At 60.3% G+C, this 23,692-nt stretch carries 21 protein-coding genes, 2 tRNA genes and 1 pseudogene; 14 read left to right on the top strand and 10 right to left on the bottom strand.

Annotated features, from left to right (window positions below):
* Positions 1–42: 42 nt before the first annotated feature.
* Positions 43–468, top strand: coding sequence for an Lrp/AsnC family transcriptional regulator (locus tag QTA57_RS14850; RefSeq protein ID WP_407933483.1), 426 nt, complete (start codon positions 43–45; stop codon positions 466–468).
* 81 nt (positions 469–549) lie between these two features.
* Here the strand turns inward: QTA57_RS14850 and QTA57_RS14845 are convergent, their stop codons facing one another.
* Complete coding sequence (locus QTA57_RS14845) at positions 550–1,029, bottom strand: disulfide bond formation protein B (protein WP_290152191.1); 480 nt, start codon at positions 1,027–1,029, stop codon at positions 550–552.
* Positions 1,026–1,603, bottom strand: a pseudogene (locus QTA57_RS14840) (YqaA family protein). The gene QTA57_RS14845 and the pseudogene QTA57_RS14840 overlap by 4 nt, the downstream one beginning before the upstream one ends.
* A gap of 259 nt (positions 1,604–1,862) precedes the next feature.
* Between QTA57_RS14840 and QTA57_RS14835 the strand changes: the two are divergent.
* From QTA57_RS14835 to QTA57_RS14810, 6 genes are all read left to right on the top strand, one after another.
* Entirely contained in the window at positions 1,863–2,924 is a 1,062-nt protein-coding gene (locus tag QTA57_RS14835; protein ID WP_171561058.1) for a TRAP transporter substrate-binding protein, read from the top strand.
* A gap of 413 nt (positions 2,925–3,337) precedes the next feature.
* The gene (locus QTA57_RS14830) at positions 3,338–4,273 is read left to right on the top strand and encodes an FAD-dependent monooxygenase (protein WP_330696808.1); all 936 of its coding nucleotides are present in this window, start codon (positions 3,338–3,340) and stop codon (positions 4,271–4,273) included.
* A gap of 35 nt (positions 4,274–4,308) precedes the next feature.
* Positions 4,309–4,893, top strand: coding sequence for a TRAP transporter small permease (locus QTA57_RS14825; protein WP_171560836.1), 585 nt, complete (start codon positions 4,309–4,311; stop codon positions 4,891–4,893).
* A complete protein-coding gene (locus tag QTA57_RS14820; protein WP_290152189.1) occupies positions 4,890–6,257 on the top strand; it encodes a TRAP transporter large permease in 1,368 nt (455 codons plus the stop codon). The genes QTA57_RS14825 and QTA57_RS14820 overlap by 4 nt, the downstream gene beginning before the upstream one ends.
* A 157-nt stretch (positions 6,258–6,414) precedes the next feature.
* A tRNA-Leu gene (locus QTA57_RS14815) sits at positions 6,415–6,499 on the top strand.
* A gap of 894 nt (positions 6,500–7,393) precedes the next feature.
* Positions 7,394–10,687: a Hint domain-containing protein gene (locus QTA57_RS14810; RefSeq protein ID WP_290152188.1), complete on the top strand. Its 3,294-nt coding sequence runs from the start codon at positions 7,394–7,396 to the stop codon at positions 10,685–10,687.
* 72 nt (positions 10,688–10,759) lie between these two features.
* Here the strand turns inward: QTA57_RS14810 and QTA57_RS14805 are convergent, their stop codons facing one another.
* The 6 genes from QTA57_RS14805 to QTA57_RS14780 form a co-directional block, all read right to left on the bottom strand.
* Positions 10,760–11,305 carry a nucleotidyltransferase family protein gene (locus QTA57_RS14805; protein ID WP_290152187.1) on the bottom strand — a complete coding sequence of 182 codons (546 nt, stop codon included), beginning with the start codon at positions 11,303–11,305 and terminating at the stop codon, positions 10,760–10,762.
* A gap of 131 nt (positions 11,306–11,436) precedes the next feature.
* Positions 11,437–13,851, bottom strand: a complete 2,415-nt coding sequence (locus tag QTA57_RS14800) for a GcvT family protein (protein ID WP_290152185.1) — start codon at positions 13,849–13,851, stop codon at positions 11,437–11,439.
* A 151-nt stretch (positions 13,852–14,002) separates the two neighbouring features.
* Positions 14,003–15,301, bottom strand: coding sequence for an HlyC/CorC family transporter (locus QTA57_RS14795; RefSeq protein ID WP_145209356.1), 1,299 nt, complete (start codon positions 15,299–15,301; stop codon positions 14,003–14,005).
* Positions 15,302–15,408: 107 nt separating this feature from the next.
* Positions 15,409–16,356 (bottom strand): site-specific tyrosine recombinase XerD, encoded by a 948-nt coding sequence (locus tag QTA57_RS14790; RefSeq protein ID WP_290152183.1) that lies wholly within the window; start codon positions 16,354–16,356, stop codon positions 15,409–15,411.
* Position 16,357: 1 nt separating this feature from the next.
* A complete protein-coding gene (locus tag QTA57_RS14785) occupies positions 16,358–17,878 on the bottom strand; it encodes a hypothetical protein (RefSeq protein WP_290152181.1) in 1,521 nt (506 codons plus the stop codon).
* Positions 17,868–18,002 (bottom strand): hypothetical protein, encoded by a 135-nt coding sequence (locus QTA57_RS14780; protein ID WP_290152179.1) that lies wholly within the window; start codon positions 18,000–18,002, stop codon positions 17,868–17,870. Before QTA57_RS14780 ends, QTA57_RS14785 begins: the two co-directional genes overlap by 11 nt.
* A gap of 108 nt (positions 18,003–18,110) precedes the next feature.
* On the opposite strand from QTA57_RS14780, the gene QTA57_RS14775 reads away from it, so the two are divergent.
* The 3 genes from QTA57_RS14775 to QTA57_RS18715 are packed head-to-tail and all read left to right on the top strand — an operon-like array spanning position 18,111 to position 19,788.
* Positions 18,111–18,674, top strand: coding sequence for a shikimate kinase (locus QTA57_RS14775; protein ID WP_290154937.1), 564 nt, complete (start codon positions 18,111–18,113; stop codon positions 18,672–18,674).
* Positions 18,674–19,201 (top strand): iron-containing alcohol dehydrogenase, encoded by a 528-nt coding sequence (locus QTA57_RS18720; protein ID WP_290152178.1) that lies wholly within the window; start codon positions 18,674–18,676, stop codon positions 19,199–19,201. The genes QTA57_RS14775 and QTA57_RS18720 overlap by 1 nt, the downstream gene beginning before the upstream one ends.
* Positions 19,171–19,788 carry a 3-dehydroquinate synthase family protein gene (locus QTA57_RS18715; RefSeq protein WP_456237557.1) on the top strand — a complete coding sequence of 206 codons (618 nt, stop codon included), beginning with the start codon at positions 19,171–19,173 and terminating at the stop codon, positions 19,786–19,788. Before QTA57_RS18720 ends, QTA57_RS18715 begins: the two co-directional genes overlap by 31 nt.
* A 54-nt stretch (positions 19,789–19,842) precedes the next feature.
* On the opposite strand, the gene gpt is transcribed toward QTA57_RS18715, so the two are convergent.
* Together gpt and fabI are read right to left on the bottom strand one after the other, a co-directional pair.
* Positions 19,843–20,349 carry a xanthine phosphoribosyltransferase gene (gene gpt, locus QTA57_RS14760; RefSeq protein ID WP_145209344.1) on the bottom strand — a complete coding sequence of 169 codons (507 nt, stop codon included), beginning with the start codon at positions 20,347–20,349 and terminating at the stop codon, positions 19,843–19,845.
* A gap of 2 nt (positions 20,350–20,351) precedes the next feature.
* On the bottom strand, positions 20,352–21,164 hold the full coding sequence (gene fabI / locus QTA57_RS14755; protein WP_407933482.1) for an enoyl-ACP reductase FabI: 813 nt from the start codon (positions 21,162–21,164) through the stop codon (positions 20,352–20,354).
* A gap of 151 nt (positions 21,165–21,315) precedes the next feature.
* On the opposite strand from fabI, the gene pdxH reads away from it, so the two are divergent.
* The 4 genes from pdxH to QTA57_RS14735 all read left to right on the top strand — a co-directional run bounded on the left by pdxH (position 21,316) and on the right by QTA57_RS14735 (position 23,217).
* The gene (gene pdxH / locus QTA57_RS14750; protein ID WP_290152177.1) at positions 21,316–21,921 is read left to right on the top strand and encodes a pyridoxamine 5'-phosphate oxidase; all 606 of its coding nucleotides are present in this window, start codon (positions 21,316–21,318) and stop codon (positions 21,919–21,921) included.
* Between the two features lie 177 nt (positions 21,922–22,098).
* On the top strand, positions 22,099–22,620 hold the full coding sequence (locus tag QTA57_RS14745; RefSeq protein ID WP_145209334.1) for a cold-shock protein: 522 nt from the start codon (positions 22,099–22,101) through the stop codon (positions 22,618–22,620).
* Position 22,621: 1 nt separating this feature from the next.
* A complete protein-coding gene (locus tag QTA57_RS14740) occupies positions 22,622–23,092 on the top strand; it encodes a DUF192 domain-containing protein (protein WP_290152176.1) in 471 nt (156 codons plus the stop codon).
* A gap of 48 nt (positions 23,093–23,140) precedes the next feature.
* Positions 23,141–23,217, top strand: a tRNA-Pro gene (locus tag QTA57_RS14735).
* The last annotated feature ends 475 nt before the right edge of the window (positions 23,218–23,692 follow it).

Below are 23,692 nucleotides of genomic sequence, written 5' to 3'. Positions count from 1 at the left end.
ATATGTGCCGATGCGGAGGCTTCTGGTTTGCAAATAGATGATATGGATCAACGGCTCTTGGCGGCGTTGAAGCGGGACGCGCGGGCGTCCTTGTCGGATCTGGCGGCGCGGTTTGGCGTGTCACGCGCCACAGTTCGGGCGCGGATCGAGAAGATGCAGGCCCGCGGCGATATCCGGGGTTTCACTGTGGTGACAGCGGCGGATTTGGCGAACCATCCGGTGCGCGGGCTGATGATGTTGGCGGTGTCTGGCCCGGGGGCGGAGCGGCTGATGACGCGCTTGACCGGTCTTATGGCGGTGCAGGCGGTGCATTCGACCAATGGCAAATGGGATTTGATTGTCGAATTGGGAACCGAGACGTTGGAGGAGTTGGATCGGGTGCTGTTTGAGATCCGGCGGATGGAGGGCGTCGAGACCAGCGAAACCAGTTTGCTTTTGAACACACGGACCGGTGCGCGCCCCCGGTGAAGGCGGGTGGCCGGGCCTCGCGCCCCCTATAGAGGGAGCCCTCGGCCCGGCCAGTTGCCACGGATTTGGGGCGAGTTTGGGTTAGCCGATTGTGCGGTTGCGCGCGGCAGCGGCGAACCAGATCAGCGCTAGCGCCAGGCAGACAAGCCCGTTCCAGCTGGCCATGGAGAGGCCAAACATCTCCCAGGCGACCTCATCACAAAGGACGATTTGCGGACCGGTATCGGTGGCCAGCAGATCGCTTGCGGACATCGAGCCGAGGTCCTGCGCGGCCGCGCCGGTGCAATTTTGCGGACCCTCCCACCAATCGCGCTCGACGCCGGTATGGTAAAGCGCGATGCCCGCATTAGTCAGCATCGTCAGGCCGCCTGACCAAGCGATCAGCGCCGATGGGATCGCCGCGCCAATCACGCCCAGAGCAATGGCGACGGCATGCGGCCAGCGCTGCCACAGGCACATCGCGCAGGGGGCGAGCCCGCCGATATATTGAAACCCAAAGGCTCCGAGCAGCATCGCGGCCGATCCAAACCCGGCGAGCAAAATCAAGGAACGACGTGTCACAGGACCCTCACAATATAGAACCCGGCCAGTAGGATCACGATAAAGAGCGTGAACATCAACCCAAGACGGCGTTCGATAAAGTCACGAATGGGGGCGCCGTAGCGCCAGAGCAACGCGGCAACGATAAAGAAGCGCAGACCCCGGGCGATAATCGAGGTCACAATGAACGTGCCAAGGGGCAGGGCGGTCCAACCCGACATGATGGTAATCACCTTATACGGGAACGGGGTCAGCCCCGCGATCAGCACGGGCCAGAAGCCGAGATCATTGAAGCGCTGATTGAAGGCCGTGATCTGCTCGGTTTTGCCGAGAGCGGCAAGGATCGGCTGTCCGATCTGCTCAAAAAAGAAATACCCGATGCCGTAGCCCGCGAGCCCGCCAAGGACCGACGATATCAAACAGACGCCGGCGATCAGGAAGGCGCGATGTGGTGCGGCCAGTATCATCGGAATCATCAGGATATCGGGGGGATCGGAAAGAACGAACTCTCCGTAAACGAAACCAAGGCCAGGGCCCAAAGCGCGTGCCGGTGCCCTGCGAGCCCCAGTGTCCAATCATATAGCGGCCGGATCATCAGCGCCCTTTATGTTTGCCTGTTCCTCGGGCCGATGCCGTATTGGTCGGGCCGGGTCAACCGCAGGGCGTAAAAAACCTGATGACAAACCCGACCGCTTGGTTAAGAGTGTTTCTATCGAGGTGCGCGCGGCAGGGTCGTTTCCGCAGGAGCGGCAGGGGAGAAAAGCCATAAAAAGCTTTGACCGCGCGTGATAGCTGGGGCTTAGTCCCATTGGAAAGAGATCACGCGGCACGATGCCGGATCAGGGAGGATTATGATGAACATCACGCTGAAAACGGCGGCAATTGGCCTTGTTGCCTTGGGAATTGGCGCGGCAGGTCAGACTGGTGCCGCCTATGCGCAGGCAGAAGTGACCCTGCGCTGCCAGCATTTCTTGCCGCCGATGGGGTCGGTCCCGCGCTTCTTCATGGAGCCATGGGCCGCGCAGGTTGAGGAGCAATCCGGCGGGCGCATCGATGTGGAACTCTATCCGGCAATGCAACTCGGCGGATCGCCGCCCGCCCTTTATGATCAGATCCGCGACGGCGTGATCGATTGTGGTTGGGCGCTGCCTGCTTACACGCCGGGTCGGTTCCCGGAGGCTGAGGCCATGGAACTGCCCTTCATGACCTCAATGAATGCGGAAGATAGCAGCCGTGCGGCGTGGGAATTCACCGAGCAGTACATGCTCGACAGCCGGTTTGCCGATATTCACGTGATGGCGGTGCATGTGCATGGCCCGGGTGTGATCCACAAAACCGGTGATCCGATCGAGGCGATTACCGATTTCGACGGGTTGCAGCTTCGTGGTCCGTCGCGGCAGGCAAACGCGCTTCTGGAGCGTCTTGGCGCAACGCCGGTCGGGATGCCGGTGCCTGCCTTCCCCGAAGCGCTCTCGCGTGGCGTGGTGGATGGCGGCGTGATCCCATGGGAAGTGGTGCCCGCCCTGCGTGTCGAAGAATTGGCCGATAGCCATACGCAGATCGGCGGCGACCGGGCGCTCTACAACACCTTCTTTATCTGGGGCATGAACAACGACACTTATGCCAGCCTTCCCGATGACTTGCGGGCCATTATTGATGCCAATTCCGGGATCGATGCTTCGGCTTGGGCAGGGCGCGCCATGGATGAGGGTGACACGCTGGCCGAAGATATGATCACCGAACGGGGCAACACGATTGTCACGCTCAGCGATGAGGTCGTTGCCGAGCTTCGTGCCGTCGGTGAGGAGGTCACCGCGGATTGGATCGAGGAGATGAACGGCCTTGGTCTTGACGGTGCCGCGATGGTCGAAGACGCGCGAGCCGCTGTTGCGCGCCACGCCGGGGACTCGATGTAGTCGCCGTCGCTATTCGGGTTCGGGCGGCAAAGGCGCCGTCCGAACCCAGTCTTTTCCTTTACCACGTCATAAGTGACGGAGGCGCGGAAGCTTCATGACAGTCATCATCGCAGGCGCCGGCATTGGCGGGTTGACCCTGGGTCTATCGCTGCATCAACAGGGTATTCCGTTCAAGATTGTCGAGGCGGTGCATGAGCTGAAACCGATGGGGGTGGGGATCAACATCCAGCCTCATGCGGTGCGCGAGCTGTTTGAACTGGACCTGGAGATCGAGCTGGATGGGGTTGGTCTGCGTACGAGCGAGGTGGTCTATTTCTCAAGCCAGGGTCAACGGATCTGGACCGAACGACGCGGCTTAGAGGCGGGATATAACTGGCCGCAATACTCAATCCATCGCGGTGAGCTTCCAGTTGATGCTGTTGCGGAACCTGATCAGTCGCGCTGGGCCAGATGTGGTCCAAACCGGCCGATCTTTGGCCAGATGGACCGAAGCGCCGCATGGCGTGCGGGTTCACCTGGAAGACAGAACAACCGGCGAGCAGCAAGACGATCTTCATGGAGAGCTTCTCGTCGCCTGCGACGGGATCAATTCAGTTGCACGGGCAAAGTTGTACCCCGATGAGGGCTCGGCCGTCTGGGGTGGCACGATGATGTGGCGCGGCGTGACGGACGCGGCGAGGTTTCTGACCGGTCGATCAATGGCGATGGCGGGCACCTCGGCGAAGAAATTTGTCTGCTACCCGATGCAGGATCATGGCGATGGCCGAATGCGGATCAACTGGATCGCCGATCTGGCTTTGCCACCTGATACCGATTGGGATCGGCAAGACTGGACCCGTGAAGGCCGTTTGAGCGACTTCGCCCCCGAATTCGCCGATTGGCAATTCGATTGGTTGAACATTCCTTGGATGATTCAGAACGCCGAACGGATTTGGGAATACCCGATGGTCGACCGCGATCCGCTGCCGCAATGGAGTTTCGGGCGGGTGACCCTTTTGGGCGATGCCGCTCATGCGATGTATCCAATTGGCTCCAACGGGGCGAGCCAAGCAATTCTGGACGCGCGTGTCTTGACCCGCGAGTTGATGCGTCATGGGCGCGTGCCGGAGGCGTTGACAGCTTATGAGGCGGATCGGCGTGAGGCGGTGAATGCCCTGATCCTGGCCAATCGCGGGGATGGGCCGGACAAGGTGCTTGATGAGGTGGCCGCGCGCGCGCCGGATGGGTTTGACGCCATCGAAGATGTGATCAGTGATCGGGAACTGGCCGAGGTGGCCGCAGAATATAAAGCGCTTGCGGGGTTCGATGTGGACGCATTGAACGCGCGCGGGCCGTTAATCGGAATGTAGCGCCAAGTAGAGCGGCGGGCAGGGAACGGATAGAGATGGCATTGGCACCCGATTGGGAGGCGGCGACTGGCCGTGTGATGGAACGAATGGCCCGTGGGCTTGCCTATTTCGGTGGCGTGCTGCTGGCGGTTTTGGCGGTGATGGTCTGCGTCTCGATCATCGGGCGGGCGCTTGATGGGTTTGGGCTGAGCCCGATCACCGGTGACTACGAATTGGTGGAGGCGGGCTGCGCGATTGCGGTTTTCGCGTTCTTGCCTTGGTGTCAGTTAAAACGCGGCCATGTGGCGGTGGACATCGTGGTGCAGAACATGCCGCCCAGGGTGAAGGCGTTTTCCGGGCTGGTGGGGGATATCCTCCTGGCGATTGTCGCCTATGTGATCCTCTGGCGGATCTGGCTCGGCTTCGGCGAGAAGTTTCCTTATGGCTCGGACGAGCTGCGGAGCGTTTTTGGCTTCGGGTCGCGGCCGTTCTTCCCTGAGACGACCTATGAATTGGAGATCCCAACCTGGATTCCTTATGGGCTTTCGGTGATCGGGGCAGCGCTCTTCTTCATCGTGGCACTTTATACGGTCTGGCGCTCGATCAACTGGGTAGCCGCCGGATATGAGGCCGCAGCATGACCGGGTTGGAACTCGCGATCATCGCCTTCGCGTTGATGTTGGTGGCGATATTCCTGCGGGTGCCGATTGGCGTGGCCATGGCGGTCACGGGGTTTGTGGGCACATGGATCGTGTTGGGGCGGCCCTCAGCACCGCTGAGCCAGCTCAAATCGCTGACTTATGACACGTTTTCCAATTACAACCTGTCGATCGTGCCGCTTTTCCTGCTCATGGGGCAGTTCGCAACAAAATCGGGGATGTCCGGGGCGCTGTTCCAAGCGGCCTCGGATTGGCTTGGCCACCGTAAGGGCGGCGTCGCGATGGCCGCGGTTGGGGCTTGCGCCGGTTTCGGCGCGGTCTGCGGCTCGTCGCTCGCCACGGCCTCGACCATGGGGCAGGTGGCGCTGCCCGAGATGCGGAAGCGGGGTTATTCTGACAGCCTCAGCACCGGGGTTTTGGCCGCCGGCGGCACGCTTGGCATCCTGATCCCGCCCTCGATCATCCTGGTGATCTACGCGATCCTGGCGCAGCAGAACATCGTGAAGATGTTTGTGGCCGCGCTTATACCCGGCATTCTTGCGGCTATTGGTTATATGCTCACCGTGGCGATCTATGTGCGGCTTCGCCCCGGGGCCGCAACCACGGCCGAGCGCGTGCCTTATGCACAGCGTTTGAAGACCATGGCCAAGATTTGGCCCGTTGTGGTGATTTTCGGCCTGGTCATGGGCGGCATCGCGGCGGATTGGAACTGGGCTCAAGACGGCGTGCAGGCGCTCTTCACTCCGACCGAGGGGGCCGCCGTGGGCGCTGTTGCGACGGGGATTTATGGGCTCGCGACCGGCGGGCTGACCTGGAAGGGCTTCCTCGACTCCGTCCTGGCCACCGCGCAAGCGACCGCGATGATCTTCTTCATTGTTCTAGGTGCGCAACTCTTCAACTCCTTCCTGGCCTTCACTCAAGCCCCGGCGCAGTTGGTAGACTGGATCACCACGCAGGGCTACGCGCCGCTTCTGATCCTCTCGATCATGCTCGTGGCCTATCTGATCTTTGGCTGCGTGATGGATTCACTCTCGATGATCCTGCTGACCATTCCGATCTTCTTCCCGATCATCATGGCGCTGGAGTTCACCTTCTGGGGCTATACTCTTTCGCCAGAGGAGGCGGCGATCTGGTTCGGAATCTTAGCGCTGATTGTCGTCGAAGTCGGGCTGATCACGCCGCCGGTTGGGATGAATCTGTTCATCATCAATTCGATGGCCCGGGATATTCCCATCGCACGGACCTATGCCGGGGTGGCGCCATTTGTGGCCTCTGACCTGATCCGCGTGGTGATTTTGGTGGCCTTCCCAGGGATCACGCTGTGGCTTGTTGGGGTGATGTTCTAGCCGGGGTGTAGCGCGGGAAAACACGTTTTCCAAACGGAGGTGGTGCGATTCTCGCAGCGCTGCTTGAGGAGGATTTCGCGAGGGCGCAATTGCCTGCGATCAAATGATCTTCGCCCGTTGACGCCGCCTGCGACCGGCGGTAGACGATCCTCTCTGGGCCCGAGTGGCGGAATTGGTAGACGCAGGGGATTCAAAATCCCCCGCCGCAAGGCTTGTCGGTTCGAGTCCGACCTCGGGTACCAGCCCATACTTCACCAGATATATGTGACAAGCGACACCTGTCGCTCCCGGTGGCAGCGGCCGCCATTTTGCTGCGGCGGTCGGCGCGGCGGCTCGGGGATTGAGAGCCTGGAGTAGGCCGACCCAGAATGGCCACTCGGCTTGGAATCTGGTCGTCGACGACAAAACGGTGATCCGCTTTCGCGAATCGACTATGGCGCAGACTGGTGACATGGGAGGTACTTTGGAGGGGGTTCGGAGAGATTGTTTCCGCCCCATTCTTGCCCAAATTGGCCGGAGCGTTGACAAATTGTTTCCGATACCGCGACAAGCACGTGTTTCCAAAAGTGATACAATATAGTCGATTTTTACCACCAGCCCTGTGGGTATCTCTGTGAGTAAAACCAGAAGATCTGACGAAACCTCCAACTATTACTATGGATTTGGCAAAAATCTGCCGAGCGGTGAAGATGCGAGACACGAAACAGTTAAGCAAGAAAATGCCAATATTCGGCATGTTCTTGCCGCCCGCTGAACACCACTTGGCCTGACCTCCGCCACTTTCCCGACAACTTTCCACTTCTTGGAACCAGTCCGACAGGCTATCCAATTTCTAGCCCGACTGGGGGGCGATGTCTGTTTAGGCCACGGGGGCGGCCGCACATGACGCACGGTTTGAGTGCGGAGGGTGTGCGTTCCGCGATGTCACTATGTGTGGCATGTGGTGCATGGGTCAGAAACGGCGGCTGCCACCGCCTCTGACCATCCGTGTTTAGCACGGGGCCTCTCTTCCTCAGTCCATTTGTGTTTGCGTGCGTGCCGCCTTCTGCGCCGGCGTCGTTCGATTTGGGTTGGTACTGGATTTTCCGCCGGGTGATGGCGGGCGGCATCTTGGATGTCGGCGAGAGGAGAGAACGATGGCGAACAACTTCAATGACCCGTTTGCAAGTAACTTGGTTGGCCTTTGGGATTTCCTTGATGGCAGCAAGACCAAGGATACTGGCTTGGCCGATGGGTTCGCGCAAAACGGTCACACCGAGGGCGGTGCGAGCATTTCCGGCGGCGCGTTGCACACCGATGGCCATGGCGACTTCTTCGATGTGAACAACAACACCGGGTTCGATGGAACGTCGACCTTCCCGGGCAATGATGTGCCGTTCCAGTTGGGCACAGGCACCGTCGCAGTGCAGTTCAACCAGGATCAGCATGTCGGCTCCAGCCCCGATACGCTGGTCAACCGCGGCGAATATAAGGACAAGGATAGCGAAGGGTTCTTCGAGATTCGTGTCACCGATGACGGCGAAGTTGAGGTGGTGCACTATTCCGATGGTGCGAAACTGGAGCTGTCGACGCACAAGAACTTCTTTGATCCCGGTGATGACGTCAAAGTCACCTATGCCTGGGATGAGACCTCCGGCGCGACCCTGCTGGTCGAGAATCTGAGTGAGGGGACGTCCCAAACGCTGAGCTCCACTGAGCTTGGCTTGACCATGGACATCACCGACAATGACGACGAAAGCTGGACCTTCGGGGCCCGCGAAAAGGACGATGGCGAATACGATAAGTTTTTCGATGGCTCCATCGACTATGTCGCGATCTACGACATTGATGTGATCAACGCCTCTGGCGGCGACATGATCGTTGAAGGCACAAGTGGCGATGACCTGATCGATGTGGCCTATACCGGCGACCCCGACACGCCGCCCGACATGATCGACAATGCGGTTGTCGATGGCACTGACGACGATGTGGTGGTCGCGGGCGCGGGCAATGACACGGTCGAGGCCGGCGATGGCGACGATCTGGTTTTTGCCGGAAGTGGCGACGACAGCGTCGATGGCGGCGAGGGTAACGATACGCTGATCGGTGATGACAACACCGGTAATCCGCTTCTCGGCGGCGGTCGCGAGAAGTTCGAATGGGATCTGGCGCCCGATCCGAATGGTCCGAGCCCGATTGAGAATGGCGATGACCTGAACGGGTTCACGCAGAACACCGGCAGTGTCGATGTGACCTTCAAGATTCTGTCCGAAAAGGGTGATGTCGAGACCGAGTTTGCCGATAACAATCAGAATGTTGCGGGCATCGACAGCGATGGCGACCCGGTGGATGACAACAGTTCGCTGTCCAGCGATCTGGAAGATAAAGGCGACAAAGCGAAGTATGAGCTCGAGTTCTCTGACCCGGTCGAGAATGTGTCGTTTCGCGTCAATGACATCGATGGCGATGGCGTGGTCAAGATCCAAGCCTTCGACGAGAACGGCGATCCGATCGAAGTCTCGCTGACGGCGGGCAACAATCTGACCTTGTCGAACACCGATGGCGTGCCTGGTAATGATACCGCCGACAGCAATGGCGGCTATCAGAGCGACACCAGTGCGAATTACTCGATCTTGGTCGATATCCCCGGCCCAGTGTCGTCGATCATCATCACGCATAGCCAGGATGGCGGCAATGACAGCGGCATCAATGTTACGGATGTGTATTTCGACGCGGTTGGTTTTGTCGATGATGGCCCAGAAGGCAACGACACGCTGAATGGCGGCGACGGCGATGATGTGCTGATCGGCAATGGCGGCGATGACGAGCTGAATGGTGGCGACGGCGACGATGATCTCGACGGTGGCGACGGCAATGATGACCTCGACGGCGGCGATGGCGACGACACGCTGAATGGCGGCGACGGCGAAGACACGCTGGACGGCGGTGCTGGTGATGATGTGCTTGATGGCGGCGATGGTGATGACACCATCACTGGCGGGGCGGGCAACGACACCGTCAATGACATGGATGGTGACAACTTCATCGACACATCTGATGGAGACACCGTTTCGGCGCTGCCGGATCGCGGCTTCCCTTTTGTGCCCGGGTCCGAGGATCTGGATCCGAACAACGACAAAGATCTGGTGATCACGGGGGATGGCAACGACACCATCATCACTGGCGACGACGATGACACGGTTCACGCGGGCAATGGCGACAATGTCATTGATGTGGGTTTTGACGATGACAGCGTCACCTCCGGCGATGGCGACGATCTCATCACGCTTGGGGAAGGCTCCGACACGGTCGATGCTGGAGATGGCGATGACACGATCTATGGCGGCCTAGGCCCGAGCTTCCCGGATATCGTCAATATCCCGGACGACAATCCGAACGGGCCGGACGATCCAATCCTCGATAATGGCGATGACCTGATCTATGCCGGCGCGGGCGACGACCTCGTCTATGGCGAAGACGATAACGACACCATTCATGGTGGCGAGGGCAACGATACGCTGGATGGCGGGATCGACGATGACCTGATCATGGGCGATGAGGGCGACGACCTGATCATCGGCGGCCAGGGTGCCGATGAGATGTTCGGTGGCGACGACCGCGATACGTTCATCGTGGACCAGAATGGTCATGGTATCGGCGACGATATCGAGGGTGGCGAAGGCGGCGACGATTTCGACACGCTGGACCTGACCGGCGCCGGGCCGCTGCATGTGACCTTCGACGACTCGATCGACCCCGGTGGCACCCCGGGCGAGAGCGGTACCGTCACCTTCTTCGACGGCAACGGTTTCGCACCGGAGAACGTGACCGGCACGATGACCTTCATCGAGATCGAGAATGTCATTCCCTGCTTCACGCCGGGTGCGCGGATCGCAACCCCGAAAGGTGAAGTGCCGGTCGAGAGCTTGCGCGAAGGTGACAAGGTCATCACCCGCGACAATGGCATCCAAGAGATCCGTTGGGTTGGCAACCGCACCCTGCAGCGCGCCGAACTGCGCCGCGCGCCTTATCTACGCCCGATCCTGATCAGAGCGGGCAGCTTGGGTGATGGCCTGCCGGAGCGCGACATGATCGTCTCGCCGCAGCATCGGATGCTGGTGGCGGGTGACGCGACGCAGCTTTACTTCGAAGAGAGCGAAGTTCTGGTCGCGGCCAAACACCTGGTCAATCACGGCTCGGTTCAGTGGCTTGATCCGATGCGCGCCACCTATATCCACTTCATGTTCGACCGGCACGAAGTGGTGCTGGCCGATGGCGCCTGGACCGAGAGCTTCCAGCCTGGCGATCAAACCTTGGGCGCGATGGGGAATGGTACCCGGAACGAGATCCTCGAGATCTTCCCGGAGTTGAAAACGCCGCAAGGCCGCGACAGCTACGTCGCCGCCCGCCGCGCCCTGAAAGCGCATGAGGCGCGGCTGATCGTACGCTGAGACGCAAGAGTTATGCAGCGAGGGACAAGGGGTTTGGGGGGCGAACCTTGACCCGAGCGAAGGGCGGTCTGATTACAGGCCGCCCTTTTCTTTTGCTCGCCAGGCGGCCCAGTCTTCGGGCGTGTCCAAATCGATCAGCGCACGATCTCCTTTGAGCGGGATCAGGTGGATACGGTTGGCGTGGCGTTTGAGGAGGTCGCGGGCGCCGATATCGCCACTGAGCTTGCGGAGATCGGCGAAGAGGTCGGCGGGGAAGAGCACCGGATGCCCGGGCGTGCCGTCTTCGCTGGCGGCGCGGAGGATCGCATCGGGAGCCTGGGCGTGGAGCGTCAACATCAGATGCAGATCATAGGCTGTGATCTCGGGCATATCGGCCAGCATGATCAGCGCGGCGGGGGCTTCCAGATCCGAGAGGCCAACACGGATCGACGCCGCCATCCCTGCGCTCTCGGGGGCTTCAACGACCTCGCAGCCAATCTCCGCCAGAGCCGCACGGCGCGCCGGCTGATCGGGGCCAAGGATCACCCGGGTCGGCCCGGCCTTCGCACAGCGTTTGGCCATGGTTGCCACGAGCGGCGCGCCTTGGACGGGTTCCAAGAGTTTGTCCGTGCCACCCATGCGCGTTGCGCGACCCGCAGCGAGGAGGAGAATGAGGGGGGTGTCAGAAGAGATTTTAGGCCTCCGGCGGGGATATTTCTGAAGCAGAGAAGGGCGCGGTTTAAGGGGTCCACTCGTTTTTCAGGCCCATTCTACCCTCGCATGCGTGTGCCCTCTGGGTCAAAGAGCGGGGTGGTGATCAGTCGGGCCGGGCGCATCTCGCCCAGGATTTCGATCTCGACCTCTAGGCCGTCAGTGGCCCGATCTGTTGGCACGAAGCCAAGCGCGATGGATTTCTGCGCGTGATGGGAATAGCCGCCGGAGGTGCAGAACCCCTGAACCGTGCCATCGAGCCAGATCGGTTCATAGGCATTTACATCGGCATCGGTGGCCGCGACCTCGAAGGCGCAGAGTTTGCGGGCGGAGCCATTGGCCCGTTCGGCCTCCGCCGCCTCGCGACCGATGAACTGGGTGTTTTTCTTGAAGCTGATGAACCGGTCGAGGCCGGTTTCGGCGGCGGTATAGTCGGGCGAGAATTCTCGAAGCCAGGAGCCGAAAAACTTATCCAGGCGTAGCGACATCATCGCCCGCATCCCGAAGGGTTTTAGGCCGAAGGCCTGGCCAGCGGTCCAGAGGATCTGCCAGAGTTGCCGCTGCTCCATCGCGTCGACATAGATCTCATAGCCGAGATCGCCGGTATAGCTGACCCGCTGAACAAGCGCCGTGCTGAGCCCGATGGTGATTGGTTTGACATCCATGAAGCGGAACGCCTCGGCCGAGACATCGTCGCGAGTGACGGCTTGCAAGAGGTCGCGGGCACGGGGGCCAGCGATTTGGAAACCGGTGCGGGTATCCGAGATATTCTGGACATGAACATCGCCCTGCAACTGACTGTCAAACCATCGTAAATGATAGTCTTGCGAGCCGTAGCTTGCCGTCAGTTGGAATTCGGTTTCCGAGAGGCAGGAGATGGTGAAGTCCCCGATCAGCTTGCCGATATGGTTTAGCATTGGGGTGAGAGACAAGCGCCCGGGCTGCGGTACGCGGCCTGCCATGATCCGGTCGAGCCAAGCGCGGGCATCAGCGCCGGTGATCCGGTATTTGCCGAAGTTTTGCACCTCGTTGATGCCGACGGCCTCTCGCACCGCTTTGACTTCGCGCGCGGTGGCCTCGAAGGCGTTTGAGCGGCGGAAGGAGGGGGTTTCATAGCGCGGCTCGCCCTCTTCGGCGAAATAGTTCGGCACTTCCAGCCCGTATTGCTGCCCCCAGACCGCGCCCATCTGATCGAAGATGTCATACATCGGCGTGGTACGGAACGGCCGCGCGGCGGGCAGTTCTTCATTCGGATAGGCCACCGAGAAGCGGTTTTGATAATTCTCGATTACTTTCGGCAGCGTATAGCCCGGCGTGATCACCCGACCGAAGCGGGCCACATCCATCGCGAAGACATCGCGATCCGGTTGGCCCTCGACCATCCATTGCGCAAGCGTCAGCCCAACACCGCCGCCCTGGGAAAAGCCCGCCATGACACCGCAGGCGGACCAGTAATTGCGCAAGCCCGGGACCGGCCCGACCAGCGGGTTGCCATCGGGCGCGAAGGTGAAGGGGCCGTGGATCACCGATTTCACACCGGCGGTCTCCAGGATCGGGAAGCGTTTATAGGCGAAAGCGATGCTGTCTTCGATCTTGTCGAAGTCATCGGGCAGAAGCTCGTGGCCGAAGCTCCAAGGCGTTCCGTCGACCGCCCAAGGTTTGCAAGGTTGTTCATAGAAGCCGATGCAGAGGCCACGGCCTTCCTGGCGGAGATAGCTTTCGCCCGCCGGATCCATCACATGCGGGTGCTCTTCGGCGCGCTCGTAAATCTCGGCGATTTCATCAGTGACGATATATTGGTGCTCCATCGGGTGCAGCGGCAGGTAGCAGCCCGCCATTGCACCGACTTCACGGGCCCAAAGCCCGCCCGCATTGACCACATGCTCGGCATGGATCGTGCCTTTGTCGGTCACCACATCCCAGGTGCCATCGGCGCGCGGGTTGGTCTCGGTCACCATACACTGGGTCACGATCTCGGCGCCGCCCATCCGTGCGGCTTTGGCATAGGCGTGCGTGGTGCCTGAGGGGTCGAGATGGCCATCGAGCGGGTCATAAAGGGCGCCCAAAATGCCATCGATATTGGTGATCGGCGCAACCTGCTTGATTTCGTCGGGGCCGAGGATTTCGGTCTCCAGCCCCATGAACCGGTGTTTGGCGCGTTCGGCTTTCAGCATGTCGAAGCGCTCTTGCGTGTCCGCCAGGGTCACGCCGCCCACATGGTGCAGACCACAGGAGAGGCCAGTCAGTTCTTCCAACTCGCGATAGAGCCGGATCGTGTAGCCTTGCAGCGCCGCCATATTGGTATCGCCGTTCAGCGTATGAAACCCGCCAGCGGCGTGCCAAGTGGAGCCGGAGGTGAGTTCCGAGCGTTCCACCAGCATCACATCGGACCAGCCAAGTTTGGTCAGGTGATAGAGAACCGAGGCGCCGACAACGCCGCCGCCGATGACGCAGACTTGGGTGGTGGTTTTCATGTGAGAGGTTGTCCTTCTATCACTCGCGGCGATGAAAGAGCGCGGCGCCGGGCGGAGCAAGTCAGAAAGCGACATTTGTATCCGGTTTCAGCGCGGCACCGGAATTTTGCAAAATTCCGGACCGGTTTCTTGCAAGAAACCGGGTGACTCCTCAGAGCTTCCTGATTTTCAACTGCGTCAGGCGGTTTTGATCGCGGGACGCCACCTCAAACCGGAAACCATGGAAGCTGAAACACTGGCCTTCGACCGGAATCGATTGCGCTTCGTGGATCACCAGACCAGCGACGGTGTTTGCCTCTTCATCCGGCAGGTTCCAATCGGTGGCCCGGTTCAGATCGCGGATCGTCATACCGCCATCGATCAGGTAGTTGCCATCCGATCCGGGGGTCAGGTTAATGACTTCTTCGACGTCGAACTCATCGGTGATTTCGCCGACGATTTCCTCCAGGATATCTTCGAGCGTGATCAATCCTTGCAGTGCGCCATATTCATCGACCACCAGAGCAAAATGCGTATGGCGGCGCAGGAATTGCCGCATCTGGTCGTCGAGCGTCGTGGTTTCGGGCACGAAATAGGGGGTCATCGCGACCTGGCCGATGTCGAACTTCTCCAGGCCCGGCGCATTGTCGCCGCGCATCAACTGATCCATCGCGCGCAGCAGGTCTTTGGCGTGAATGACGCCAATGATGTTTTCCTGTTCCTCGCGATAAACGGGCAGGCGAGTATGGGGCGATTGCAAGGCTTGGCTGAGGATCTGCTCCGGATCGGCATCGGCGTCGATCATTTCGATGCCGGAGCGATGCAACATGATCTCTTCAACAGTCCGGTCGCTCAAATCGAGCGCACCCAAAAGCCGGTCGCGGTGTTCTTTCTCTACCGCACCCTCGGAATGGCCAAGCGTGATGGCCCCCGCGATCTCCTCCCGCGCGCTCAGAACGGCGCTGTCGGGGTCGGTTTGCACGCCGAAGATGCGCAAGACGCCGCGGACCAGCACCTGCACCATTCGGACGACCGGCGAGAAGACCAAGATGACGATGCGGATAACCGGCGAGACCCGGGCGGCGGCGGTTTCCGCATTGGTGATCGCGTAAGTCTTCGGCAAGACCTCGGCGAAGATCAGCACCAGAAGCGTCATCACCAACGTCGCCAGCGCCACGCCGCTTTCGCCAAAGGCCCGGGTGAAAAGCGCGGTGGCCAGCGAGGCGGCCAGGATATTGACCAAGTTGTTGCCAAGCAGAACCGAGCCGATCAGCCGCTCGCTATCTTCGGTCAGGTTCAAGGCCCGCTCGGCCCCTTTGTTGCCCCGGTCGGCCTGCGATCTGAGCTTGCCGCGTGAGGCGGCGGTGAGCGCCGTTTCGGAGCCAGAGAAAAACGCCGAGAGCACCAACAGGCCAATGATGGCGCCTGCGGTGACCCAGAATGCGGTGTCCATGAAGGGGGTGGTGTCCATGAGCAGCGTTATGGGGTGCGAATGGGGGTTCTTCAAGGGCCTGGCACGCGCGAAACGGGCAAGTGTTGCATGCCGTCACGGCGGCATTTCTCCGCCAGGGACGGGGACTAGTCCTTGTCTTGTGTCGCCAGCGGGTGGTGATTGAGCACCAAGGATTTCAGGCGCTCATCTAACACATGGGTGTAGATTTCGGTGGTCGAGATGTCGGCGTGGCCCAGAAGCGTCTGGATCGAGCGGAGATCGGCGCCGCCGGCCAGAAGATGGGTCGCGAACGCGTGGCGGAGTGTGTGCGGCGTGACCTTCTCGGGCGAGACACCTGCGGCGACGGCAATGTCTTTGATCAGCAGGTAGAACCGCATTCGGGTGAGGTGGCCCGCTTTGCCGCGAGACGAGAAGAGGAAGCGAGATGGAGCTACGCCTGTGTTTTCGGTCTTGCGCGCCTCTTCCGTATCACGATGACCGATCCAAGCGATCAGGGCGGCACGCGCAGGCGGGGAGAGCGGCACCATGCGTTCCTTCCCGCCTTTGCCTTTGACCAGCATCACTTGCGGATTGCCACGGGCGGCGGAGACCGGGAGCGAGACAAGCTCCGTCACGCGCATGCCGGTGGCGTAGAGGAGCTGCATCAGACAGGCATTCCGCAGCCTGTCGCCCGAGCTGCGTCCAAGCGTTTCGGCGGCTGCAAGCAGACGGTCGACTTCCTCGACCGAGAGGGTCTTGGGCAGGCGTTTCTCGTGGCCCGGACCTTTGACCAACTGCGCCGGGTTATCGGCACGAAGGCCTTCTTCATAGGTAAACCGATAGAGCTGTTTGATCGATGAAAGCCGCCGGGCGCGGGTCGCTTTCGCCAAGCCATTTGCGTCGAGCATCATCAGATAGGCCTCAATCTCGGTGCGGCTGGCTTTGGCGAGATCGGTCTCTCGATTGATAAGAAACGCGCGGAAATCCTCCAGATCGCGGGCATAGGCCAATTGCGTGTTCTGCGCGGCGTTTAGCTCGGCGGCTTGCGCCTCGATGAAGGACTGTATCCAACGCTGGTCAGCGGCGGCGGCCATATCAGGCCCGGTCCAGGATCATCAGTTGCAGGGCGGCGCGGCGCGCCGTGTCTTCCAGGCCAAGGGCTCGAAACAGTCGCAGAGCATCGGCCATGTCATCGGTGTCGCCCGCGCCCGCGCTCAAGGTGCGTGCCGCCCGCAGAAGGGCCTCGCCTGTGCGGTTCAGGTTCAAAAGCCGGGTGAAGCGCTCGGGGGGTGTTGTGTCGGCGAAGGCCGATGCGACGGCGGTGGTGATTGCATCGGTGCCGGTGCGGGGAGGGGCCTCGGGCGCCTCGCCACGTGCGATGGCAAAAAGGAATCGCTCATGATCGTCTTGCGCCACCGCGCCTTGGGCCACCGCTTCGTAAAGCGGTGAGAGCAGGCCAACCCGACGCGCCAACATCGCAGCCTCACCGGTGAGGGGCAGGCGCAGAAGCCGATCAGAATAGAGCCGCGCGAAGGCGGTTTCGAGCCCGGCCTGCTGCATCGCGGCCCAAACCTCTGGCAGATAACGGGTGATAGCCTCTGGATCGCTTGCAAGAAGGGCCGCGTCGAAAGACTGCAGCGCGTCGACCCGTTCCCACACTCCACCGGAGGCGGCGGGAGTGCGGGCGGTATAGATCGCCAGCCACTGCTCGGGTTCTATTGCGCTCGCCCGCATCAACCGCTCCGCCGCATCAAGCTGCGCGCGCCACCCGGCCAGATCGGCCAAATCGGCATGGGCGAAGGCCAGTGGCAGGGCGTTCGATGGCGGACGTTCGCCCAAAGAGATCAGCATTTGGTAGTGCAGCGGTGTCATCTCAGGAGGCAAGGGCAGGGGTGGTTCGCCTTCGAACAGTTCAGGGTCGAGGAAGCGGGCGATCAGGTCGGCCTCCGCAGTGCTGATGAAGCCAAGCGCCTCGCCGGTGCCAAGCGAGAGGGCCGCGGCGGGCCAGTCGCCGCTCCGGGCAAGGCAGAAGATGCGCGCCGGAAAGGTTGGTGCGATGTCGGGGCTGGCGCGCATGGCGGCGCATGCGCGCTCCGCCTGGCCAGTGAGCAGGCTGACGTCGAACCATCGGCGGAAGATGCGCGGATCGGCAGGCCCGGCGCGTTCCATCAAGGCGCGGGCGGGTTCCAACGCCCCGCGATCAAGGAGAAGATCAAGCCGTGCTAGAAACAAGATCGCCTCGGTGCTGGCATCTTGTGGCGGGTCAAGTTCCGCCAGCGCCAGTTGCCGTGTGAAGGCGAGCATCGCTGGCAGACCTTCCGCCGGTTGCGACAACATCAGACGCGCGAGCGTGTCGGGCGCGCTATCGGCCCACAGACCGGCAGGCAGGCCAGTTGTGGCAAAGGGCAAGATACCAACCGCGTCCAGCCGCACTTGGCCCAACGGCATGACCGTGATCTCGGGCGGCGTGGCGGAGGTCGCCACGTCGCCATGAGGGCGGATGATCGTGTCAGACAGCCAGTCAGGGCCCGTCAAGGGCGCGTCGCCATCGGTCTCTTGCGCAGCCGCAGCGCCAGCGGTCAGGGCCAAGGCGCAAAGGAGGGGCTTAATCCGCATCAAGCACCACTGGCACGGTGATTTCTCGGGTCTCAGGCACCATCAATCCAGAATAGGAATAGCCCACGAGGCCGATCACAGCCAACACAATCAACACAGCCAAAAGCTTGATCAACCGCCCCATTTATGCCCTTCGATTTGCCTGTTTCTCGCGGCGTTTGCCGCCGCTTCACTTTCACTATAAGCCATTGCAAGCGGAATTACGCCAGTCTTGGAGGGACATTTTTCAGTGATGGGCGAAACCATGCCAACAAATCGGCTGCGTCTGGTGAAAACCGTAGTGCTGGTGGGCATGATGGGCTCCGGCAAAACCGCGATTGGTCGGGCCTTGGCGGCGCGGCTGAAGGTGGAGCTGCGCGACTCGGATGCGGAGATTGTGGAGAGCGCCCGGATGAGTATCGCGGAGATTTTCGAACGCGATGGCGAGGCGTTTTTTCGCGATAAAGAAGGGCAGGTCATTGCCCGGCTGTTGGAGGGGCCGCCTTGCGTGCTCTCGACCGGCGGCGGCGCGTGGTTGGCGGAGGCCAATCGCGCGATGATTTCGGCCCGTGCGGCGGCGTTATGGCTGGAGGCCGATCTCGACCTGCTTTGGGCGCGGGTTCGACACAAAGATACGCGGCCTTTGCTTCGAACCGTCGACCCACGGGCGACGTTGGCAGAGTTGCTTGAGGCGCGGACGCCGTCTTATGCCGAAGCGGAATTGCGGGTCAAAGTGCGGTCGTCGTGGTCGATTGCGAAGACAACGGATGCGGTTTTGGAACGCCTGATAGCGGCGGGCGTGGTGGAGGCAGGGTGATGGGTGTCGAGACGGTTTATGTTCCCCTGGGGGAGCGGGCCTATGATGTGCGGATCGGGCCCGGCCTGATTGCGCGAGCCGGGGCCGAGATCGCGCCGGTTCTCGCGCGGCCGAAAGCCTGGGTCGTGACCGAGGAAACGGTGGCAGGTCTGCATCTGGAAGCGCTCCGCGCGGGATTGGCGGCGGATGGCATCGAGATGGAGGCGTTGGTCTTGCCGCCGGGCGAGGCGACGAAAAGCTGGCCGTTTCTGATGCAAGTCGTCGAGTGGCTGCTGGACCAGAAGGTGGAGCGTCGTGATGTCGTTGTCGCCTTCGGCGGCGGTGTGATCGGCGATCTCGTGGGGTTTGCCGCGGCGGTTCTACGCCGGGGTGTTCGCTTCGTACAGATCCCAACGAGCCTCTTGGCACAGGTCGACAGTTCCGTGGGGGTAAGACCGGGATCAACACCCGCCATGGGAAAAACCTGGTCGGGGCGTTTCATCAGCCCACACTGGTTTTGGCAGATATCGATGTGCTGGGCACGCTGACCGAACGGGATTTCTTAGCGGGCTATGGCGAAGTGGCGAAATACGGGCTGCTTGGCGATGCCGCGTTTTTTGCCTGGCTGGAAGAGAACGGCCCGGGTCTCGCTGCGGGTGATGCCGGGTTGAGGCAGGACGCTGTTCGTCGCTCGGTGCAGATGAAAGCCGATATCGTTATGCGCGACGAAACGGAGCAGGGGGACCGGGCGCTTCTGAACCTCGGTCACACGTTCTGCCATGCGCTGGAGGCGGCAACGGGCTATTCGGATCGCTTGCTACATGGCGAGGGCGTGGCAATCGGTTGTGCACTGGCCTTTGAAGTGTCGGCGCGGATGGGGCTTTGCCCTCAAGAGGAGCCGAGCCGGGTTCGCGCGCATCTCTCAGATATGAAGATGAAGCGCGATCTATCTGATATTCCCGGAGAATTGCCAGGTGCAGATGCGTTACTGACCCTTATGGGGCAGGACAAGAAAGTCGTCGATGGGCAGCTGCGCTTTATCCTCGCACGTGGAATCGGGCAGGCGTTTGTGACGGGAGATGTCCCGCGCGCGGTTGTCCAAGAGGTCTTGTCGGACGCGCTTCGAGCGGGTTAGAAGCCGGAATTTTGAAAAATTCCGCGCCGGTTTCTTGTAAGAAACCGGGTCCGGTTAGTCTGTGCCGCGGTAGGGTTCCACATATTGCAGCGCCATATCCCATGGGAAGAATATCCACGTGTCCTGGCTGACCCCGGTGATAAACGTGTCCACCATCGGTTCGCCCTTCGGCTTCGCATACACCGTCGCAAAATGCGCCTTGGGGTAGAGTGCACGGACCACTTCCAGCGTCTTGCCTGAATCCACCAAGTCATCGATCACGAGAATGCCCTCGCCATCGCCCATCAATGCTGGGTCGGGACTGTTCAAGACCTGCGGCTCACCTTGGGTTTGATGATTGTACGATTTGATCGAGATCGTCGCGACCTGACGAATATCCAACTCGCGCGCGACAATCATTGCGGGCGCCATGCCGCCCCGGGTGATCGCAACAATCGCTTTCCAAGCGCCGTCAGTGCCCGGACCGCGCTTGTCCAACCGCCAGGCCAAGGCGCGGCTGTCGCGGTGGATCTGATCCCAGGAGATGTGGAAGCCTTTTTCGTGCGGCAGCGGCGTGACCATCTCTATGCGCCCTTCTTTTCTAAGGACATATCAGGGGCTTCCGGGTTTTTCATCCCAATCACATGATAGCCTGCATCCACATGATGCACCTCACCGGTGACCGCGCTGGACAGATCAGAGAGCAGGTAGAGCGCCGATTTGCCGACCTCTTCCTGACTGACGGTCCGGCGGAGCGGTGAGTTGTTTTCGTTCCATTTCAAGATGTAGCGAAAATCGCCGATGCCAGAGGCGGCCAGGGTTTTGATCGTACCGGCGCTGATCGCGTTCACACGAATACCGTCGCGGCCCAAATCTTCGGCCAGATACATCACACTGGCCTCCAGCGCCGCCTTGGCCACACCCATCACGTTGTAATGCGGCATCACTTTTTCCGAGCCGTAATAGGTCAGCGTCAGCAGGCTGCCGCCATTCGACATCATTTTCTCGGCCCGCTGGCAAATCGCGGTGAATGAGTAGACCGAGATATTCATGGTCATGTCAAAATTGCCGGGCGTGGTGTCGACATACCGGCCGCGCAACTCGTTTTTGTCAGAGAATCCGATGGCATGCACAACGAAGTCTAGGCTGCCCCACTGATCCTTGAGCGACGCGAAGAGCGCGTCCATGCTGGCCTCGTCGCCAACATCGCAGGGCAGAACGATGTTGCTGCCAAGTTCTGCGGCAAGCGGTGTGACCCGCTTGAGCAATTGTTCGCCTTGGTAGGAAAAAGCCAACTCAGCGCCTTCCGCCGCGAGCGCTTTGGCCACGCCCCAGGCGATGGATTTGTCATTGGCGAGCCCCATGATCAGCCCACGCTTCCCGCTCATCAACCCCATCACGATCCCCTAATCCGGCTTGTTCTATTCGTTGATAGGCTTGGGTTTAGGCCATTGCCCGGGGGCTTCAAGAGAACGTGATCCACGTCTTGCCGTGATTGTGTCCGGCGGCTAGCGTGCGCGCTTGAAGTGTTGAAAAGGCGAAGAGATCATGAGCGACCGCAGCGGAATATTTCAAGGCGATGACCCATTTGCCTTGGTGCAATCATGGCTGCGCGAGGCCGAAGAGAGCGAGCCGAACGACCCCAATGCAATCGCTTTGGCCAGCGTTGATGCAGATGGCCTGCCTAATGTGCGAATGGTGTTGCTGAAAGAGATCGAAGCAGATGCCTTTGTTTTTTATACAAATTATGGTAGTGTCAAAGGGGAAGAGTTAAGTGGCTCGGGCAAGGCTGCCTTTGTCATGCACTGGAAATCCTTGCGGCGGCAGATTCGCGTACGCGGGCTGGTTGAGCGCGAAGACGGGTCGGCGGCGGATGACTATTATAGGTCTCGTTCGCTGAAGAGCCGACTTGGGGCCTGGGCGTCGGAACAGTCTCGCCCGCTGGCCAGTCGCGCACATCTGGTCGCGGAAGTCGCCAAGGTGACGGCACAACACGGTAGGGCCCCAGAGAGACCACCATTCTGGGGTGGGTTTCGAATAAAGCCATTGGAGATTGAGTTCTGGGCGGACGGGGCGTTCCGGTTGCACGATCGGTTTCGGTGGCAGCGACATGACGTAGCGGCAGCATGGGAGGTGACACGCCTGAATCCGTAGGACACCAGGCTCGAATATTTGTCTAAAATGGATAATAAAGTGTCATTTCCAGGAAGCGTGAAATGTCATATCTTTGTTTTTCATAACTAAATTTCACTTGCGTGCGGAGTCACAAACGTTCAAGCCTGAAACAGGGACAAATCGAAAAAGCCCAGAAGAAGATGGGAACTACCCACGATGGCGGATGAACAAGAAGAGATGGGCGACAAGGTCACTGGCCGGGTCAAATGGTTCGACGTGGCCAAAGGGTTCGGGTTCATCGTCTCTGACGATGGCGGGCCTGACATCTTGTTGCATGCAAATGTGCTAAGGAATTTCGGCCAGGGATCGGTCGCCGACAATGCGCGGATCACAGTGATGGTCCAGCAGACTGATCGCGGGGCGCAAGCGCAACAGGTGCTTGAGATCGAGCCGCCGGAAGCGGATCCGGAAGATCCGATGATGGGCTTGATGGCCGATCTTGACCCAGATGCCCCTTACCTGGCGGCGCGGGTCAAATGGTTCGACAAATCAAAAGGTTTTGGATTTGTGAACATCTTCATGCATTCTGCGGATGTCTTTGTGCATGTGGAAGTGCTACGCCGTTTTGGCCTTGCTGATTTACAGCCGGGCGAGGCGGTAACAGTGCGGGTGGTTGATGGCCCGCGTGGGAAAATGGCCGCCGAAGTGCGTAGTTGGGATTACGTCCAGGAGGACTGAGATGCGGTGTTTTGCGGTGGCCATGGCGTGTGTTGCCTTGGCCGGTGGGGCCTGGGCAGAATGCAGCCCGGATCGGGTTGAACTGCGCGGCGACTGGGGCACGGCGCGTTTCACGGTTGAGGTGGCCGATGACCCTGATGAGCGCGCCCTTGGGTTGATGCACCGCGAAAGCATGCCATCCAGTGCCGGTATGATCTTTATCTACGAAGCGCCGCAGCGGGTGCATTTCTGGATGGAGAATACGCTGATCCCCCTCGACATGATCTTCATGGATGAAACCGGAACGGTGCAGCGCGTTTATGAGAACGCGATTCCGCTGGATCGGACGCCGATTCCGGGCGGCGATGACATCCTGGCGGTTCTGGAAATCAATGGAGGTCTTGCCGCGCAGATCGGTATCTCGGAGGGGTCTGAACTCCGTCATCCAGGGTTGCCACAAGAGGTTGCGGCCTGGAGTTGTGCAGAAGAGTAAAACGAGGGCTTTTCAAGCCGGGCCTGTCGCGTTAGACGGTCCCTCGTTCGGGGCGTAGCGCAGCCTGGTAGCGCGTCTGTTTTGGGTACAGAAGGTCGTGAGTTCGAATCTCGCCGCCCCGACCACTTTTCAATCATACACAAGATAATGTGTTCGATCTGCCGACGTTGGTCAGATGTGGTCGAATTGTGGCGCTTCCTCATGCGATTGCTCAAAGCTGACCGGTAAGCATGCGGTTCCATTCGGGTTTTTGGACTACCGGTTCAGCGCCATGTTGAGCCCTGAATCACGTCGCGTCGTCAACGAACCAAGCCCGCGCTGATTGCAACAAAAAAAACAGTCACAAAACCGTAAAAAATCCGTTGACCGAGAGGGGTGCTATACGTCAGGTTGTGTGGGCTGGGTCGATCAACACAATATATAGTGCGGGCGCCTAGCGCGGGACAGACCAACCTACTGAGATGCACATGCGGACCAATAAAGCATGGCAGCGGGCTCGATTTGGGCGCGGCAGGGTGGCTTGTCTCTGAAGGGCACAGTCAAGACGGCCAGAGCCGGGCAACGCGGTAGGCCGCGTAGGGGATAAAGGTAAAAGAGGCA

It is taken from the genome of Fontisubflavum oceani, from assembly GCF_030407165.1.
GTDB lineage: Bacteria > Pseudomonadota > Alphaproteobacteria > Rhodobacterales > Rhodobacteraceae > Rhodophyticola > Rhodophyticola oceani.
Note: the sequence above shows the minus strand (reverse complement) of the source record. Positions and strands in the feature narration are given on the sequence as shown.

Excerpts from the sequence above, each read along its gene's own strand:
- QTA57_RS14825 (WP_171560836.1), top strand. The coding sequence starts at position 4,309 with ATGGCATTGGCACCCGATTGGGAGGCGGCGACTGGCCGTGTGATGGAA.
- QTA57_RS14745 (WP_145209334.1), top strand. The coding sequence starts at position 22,099 with ATGGCGGATGAACAAGAAGAGATGGGCGACAAGGTCACTGGCCGGGTC.
- QTA57_RS14775 (WP_290154937.1), top strand. The coding sequence starts at position 18,111 with ATGGGCGAAACCATGCCAACAAATCGGCTGCGTCTGGTGAAAACCGTA.
- QTA57_RS18720 (WP_290152178.1), top strand. The coding sequence starts at position 18,674 with ATGGGTGTCGAGACGGTTTATGTTCCCCTGGGGGAGCGGGCCTATGAT.
- QTA57_RS14795 (WP_145209356.1), bottom strand. The coding sequence starts at position 15,301 with ATGGACACCACCCCCTTCATGGACACCGCATTCTGGGTCACCGCAGGC.
- QTA57_RS14820 (WP_290152189.1), top strand. The coding sequence starts at position 4,890 with ATGACCGGGTTGGAACTCGCGATCATCGCCTTCGCGTTGATGTTGGTG.
- QTA57_RS14835 (WP_171561058.1), top strand. The coding sequence starts at position 1,863 with ATGAACATCACGCTGAAAACGGCGGCAATTGGCCTTGTTGCCTTGGGA.
- QTA57_RS14785 (WP_290152181.1), bottom strand. The coding sequence starts at position 17,878 with ATGCGGATTAAGCCCCTCCTTTGCGCCTTGGCCCTGACCGCTGGCGCT.
- QTA57_RS14800 (WP_290152185.1), bottom strand. The coding sequence starts at position 13,851 with ATGAAAACCACCACCCAAGTCTGCGTCATCGGCGGCGGCGTTGTCGGC.
- QTA57_RS14790 (WP_290152183.1), bottom strand. The coding sequence starts at position 16,356 with ATGGCCGCCGCCGCTGACCAGCGTTGGATACAGTCCTTCATCGAGGCG.
- pdxH (WP_290152177.1), top strand. The coding sequence starts at position 21,316 with ATGAGCGACCGCAGCGGAATATTTCAAGGCGATGACCCATTTGCCTTG.
- QTA57_RS14740 (WP_290152176.1), top strand. The coding sequence starts at position 22,622 with ATGCGGTGTTTTGCGGTGGCCATGGCGTGTGTTGCCTTGGCCGGTGGG.
- QTA57_RS14850 (WP_407933483.1), top strand. The coding sequence starts at position 43 with ATGGATCAACGGCTCTTGGCGGCGTTGAAGCGGGACGCGCGGGCGTCC.
- fabI (WP_407933482.1), bottom strand. The coding sequence starts at position 21,164 with ATGGGGTTGATGAGCGGGAAGCGTGGGCTGATCATGGGGCTCGCCAAT.
- gpt (WP_145209344.1), bottom strand. The coding sequence starts at position 20,349 with ATGGTCACGCCGCTGCCGCACGAAAAAGGCTTCCACATCTCCTGGGAT.
- QTA57_RS14810 (WP_290152188.1), top strand. The coding sequence starts at position 7,394 with ATGGCGAACAACTTCAATGACCCGTTTGCAAGTAACTTGGTTGGCCTT.
- QTA57_RS14805 (WP_290152187.1), bottom strand. The coding sequence starts at position 11,305 with ATGGGTGGCACGGACAAACTCTTGGAACCCGTCCAAGGCGCGCCGCTC.
- QTA57_RS14830 (WP_330696808.1), top strand. The coding sequence starts at position 3,338 with ATGCTGTTGCGGAACCTGATCAGTCGCGCTGGGCCAGATGTGGTCCAA.
- QTA57_RS14780 (WP_290152179.1), bottom strand. The coding sequence starts at position 18,002 with ATGGGGCGGTTGATCAAGCTTTTGGCTGTGTTGATTGTGTTGGCTGTG.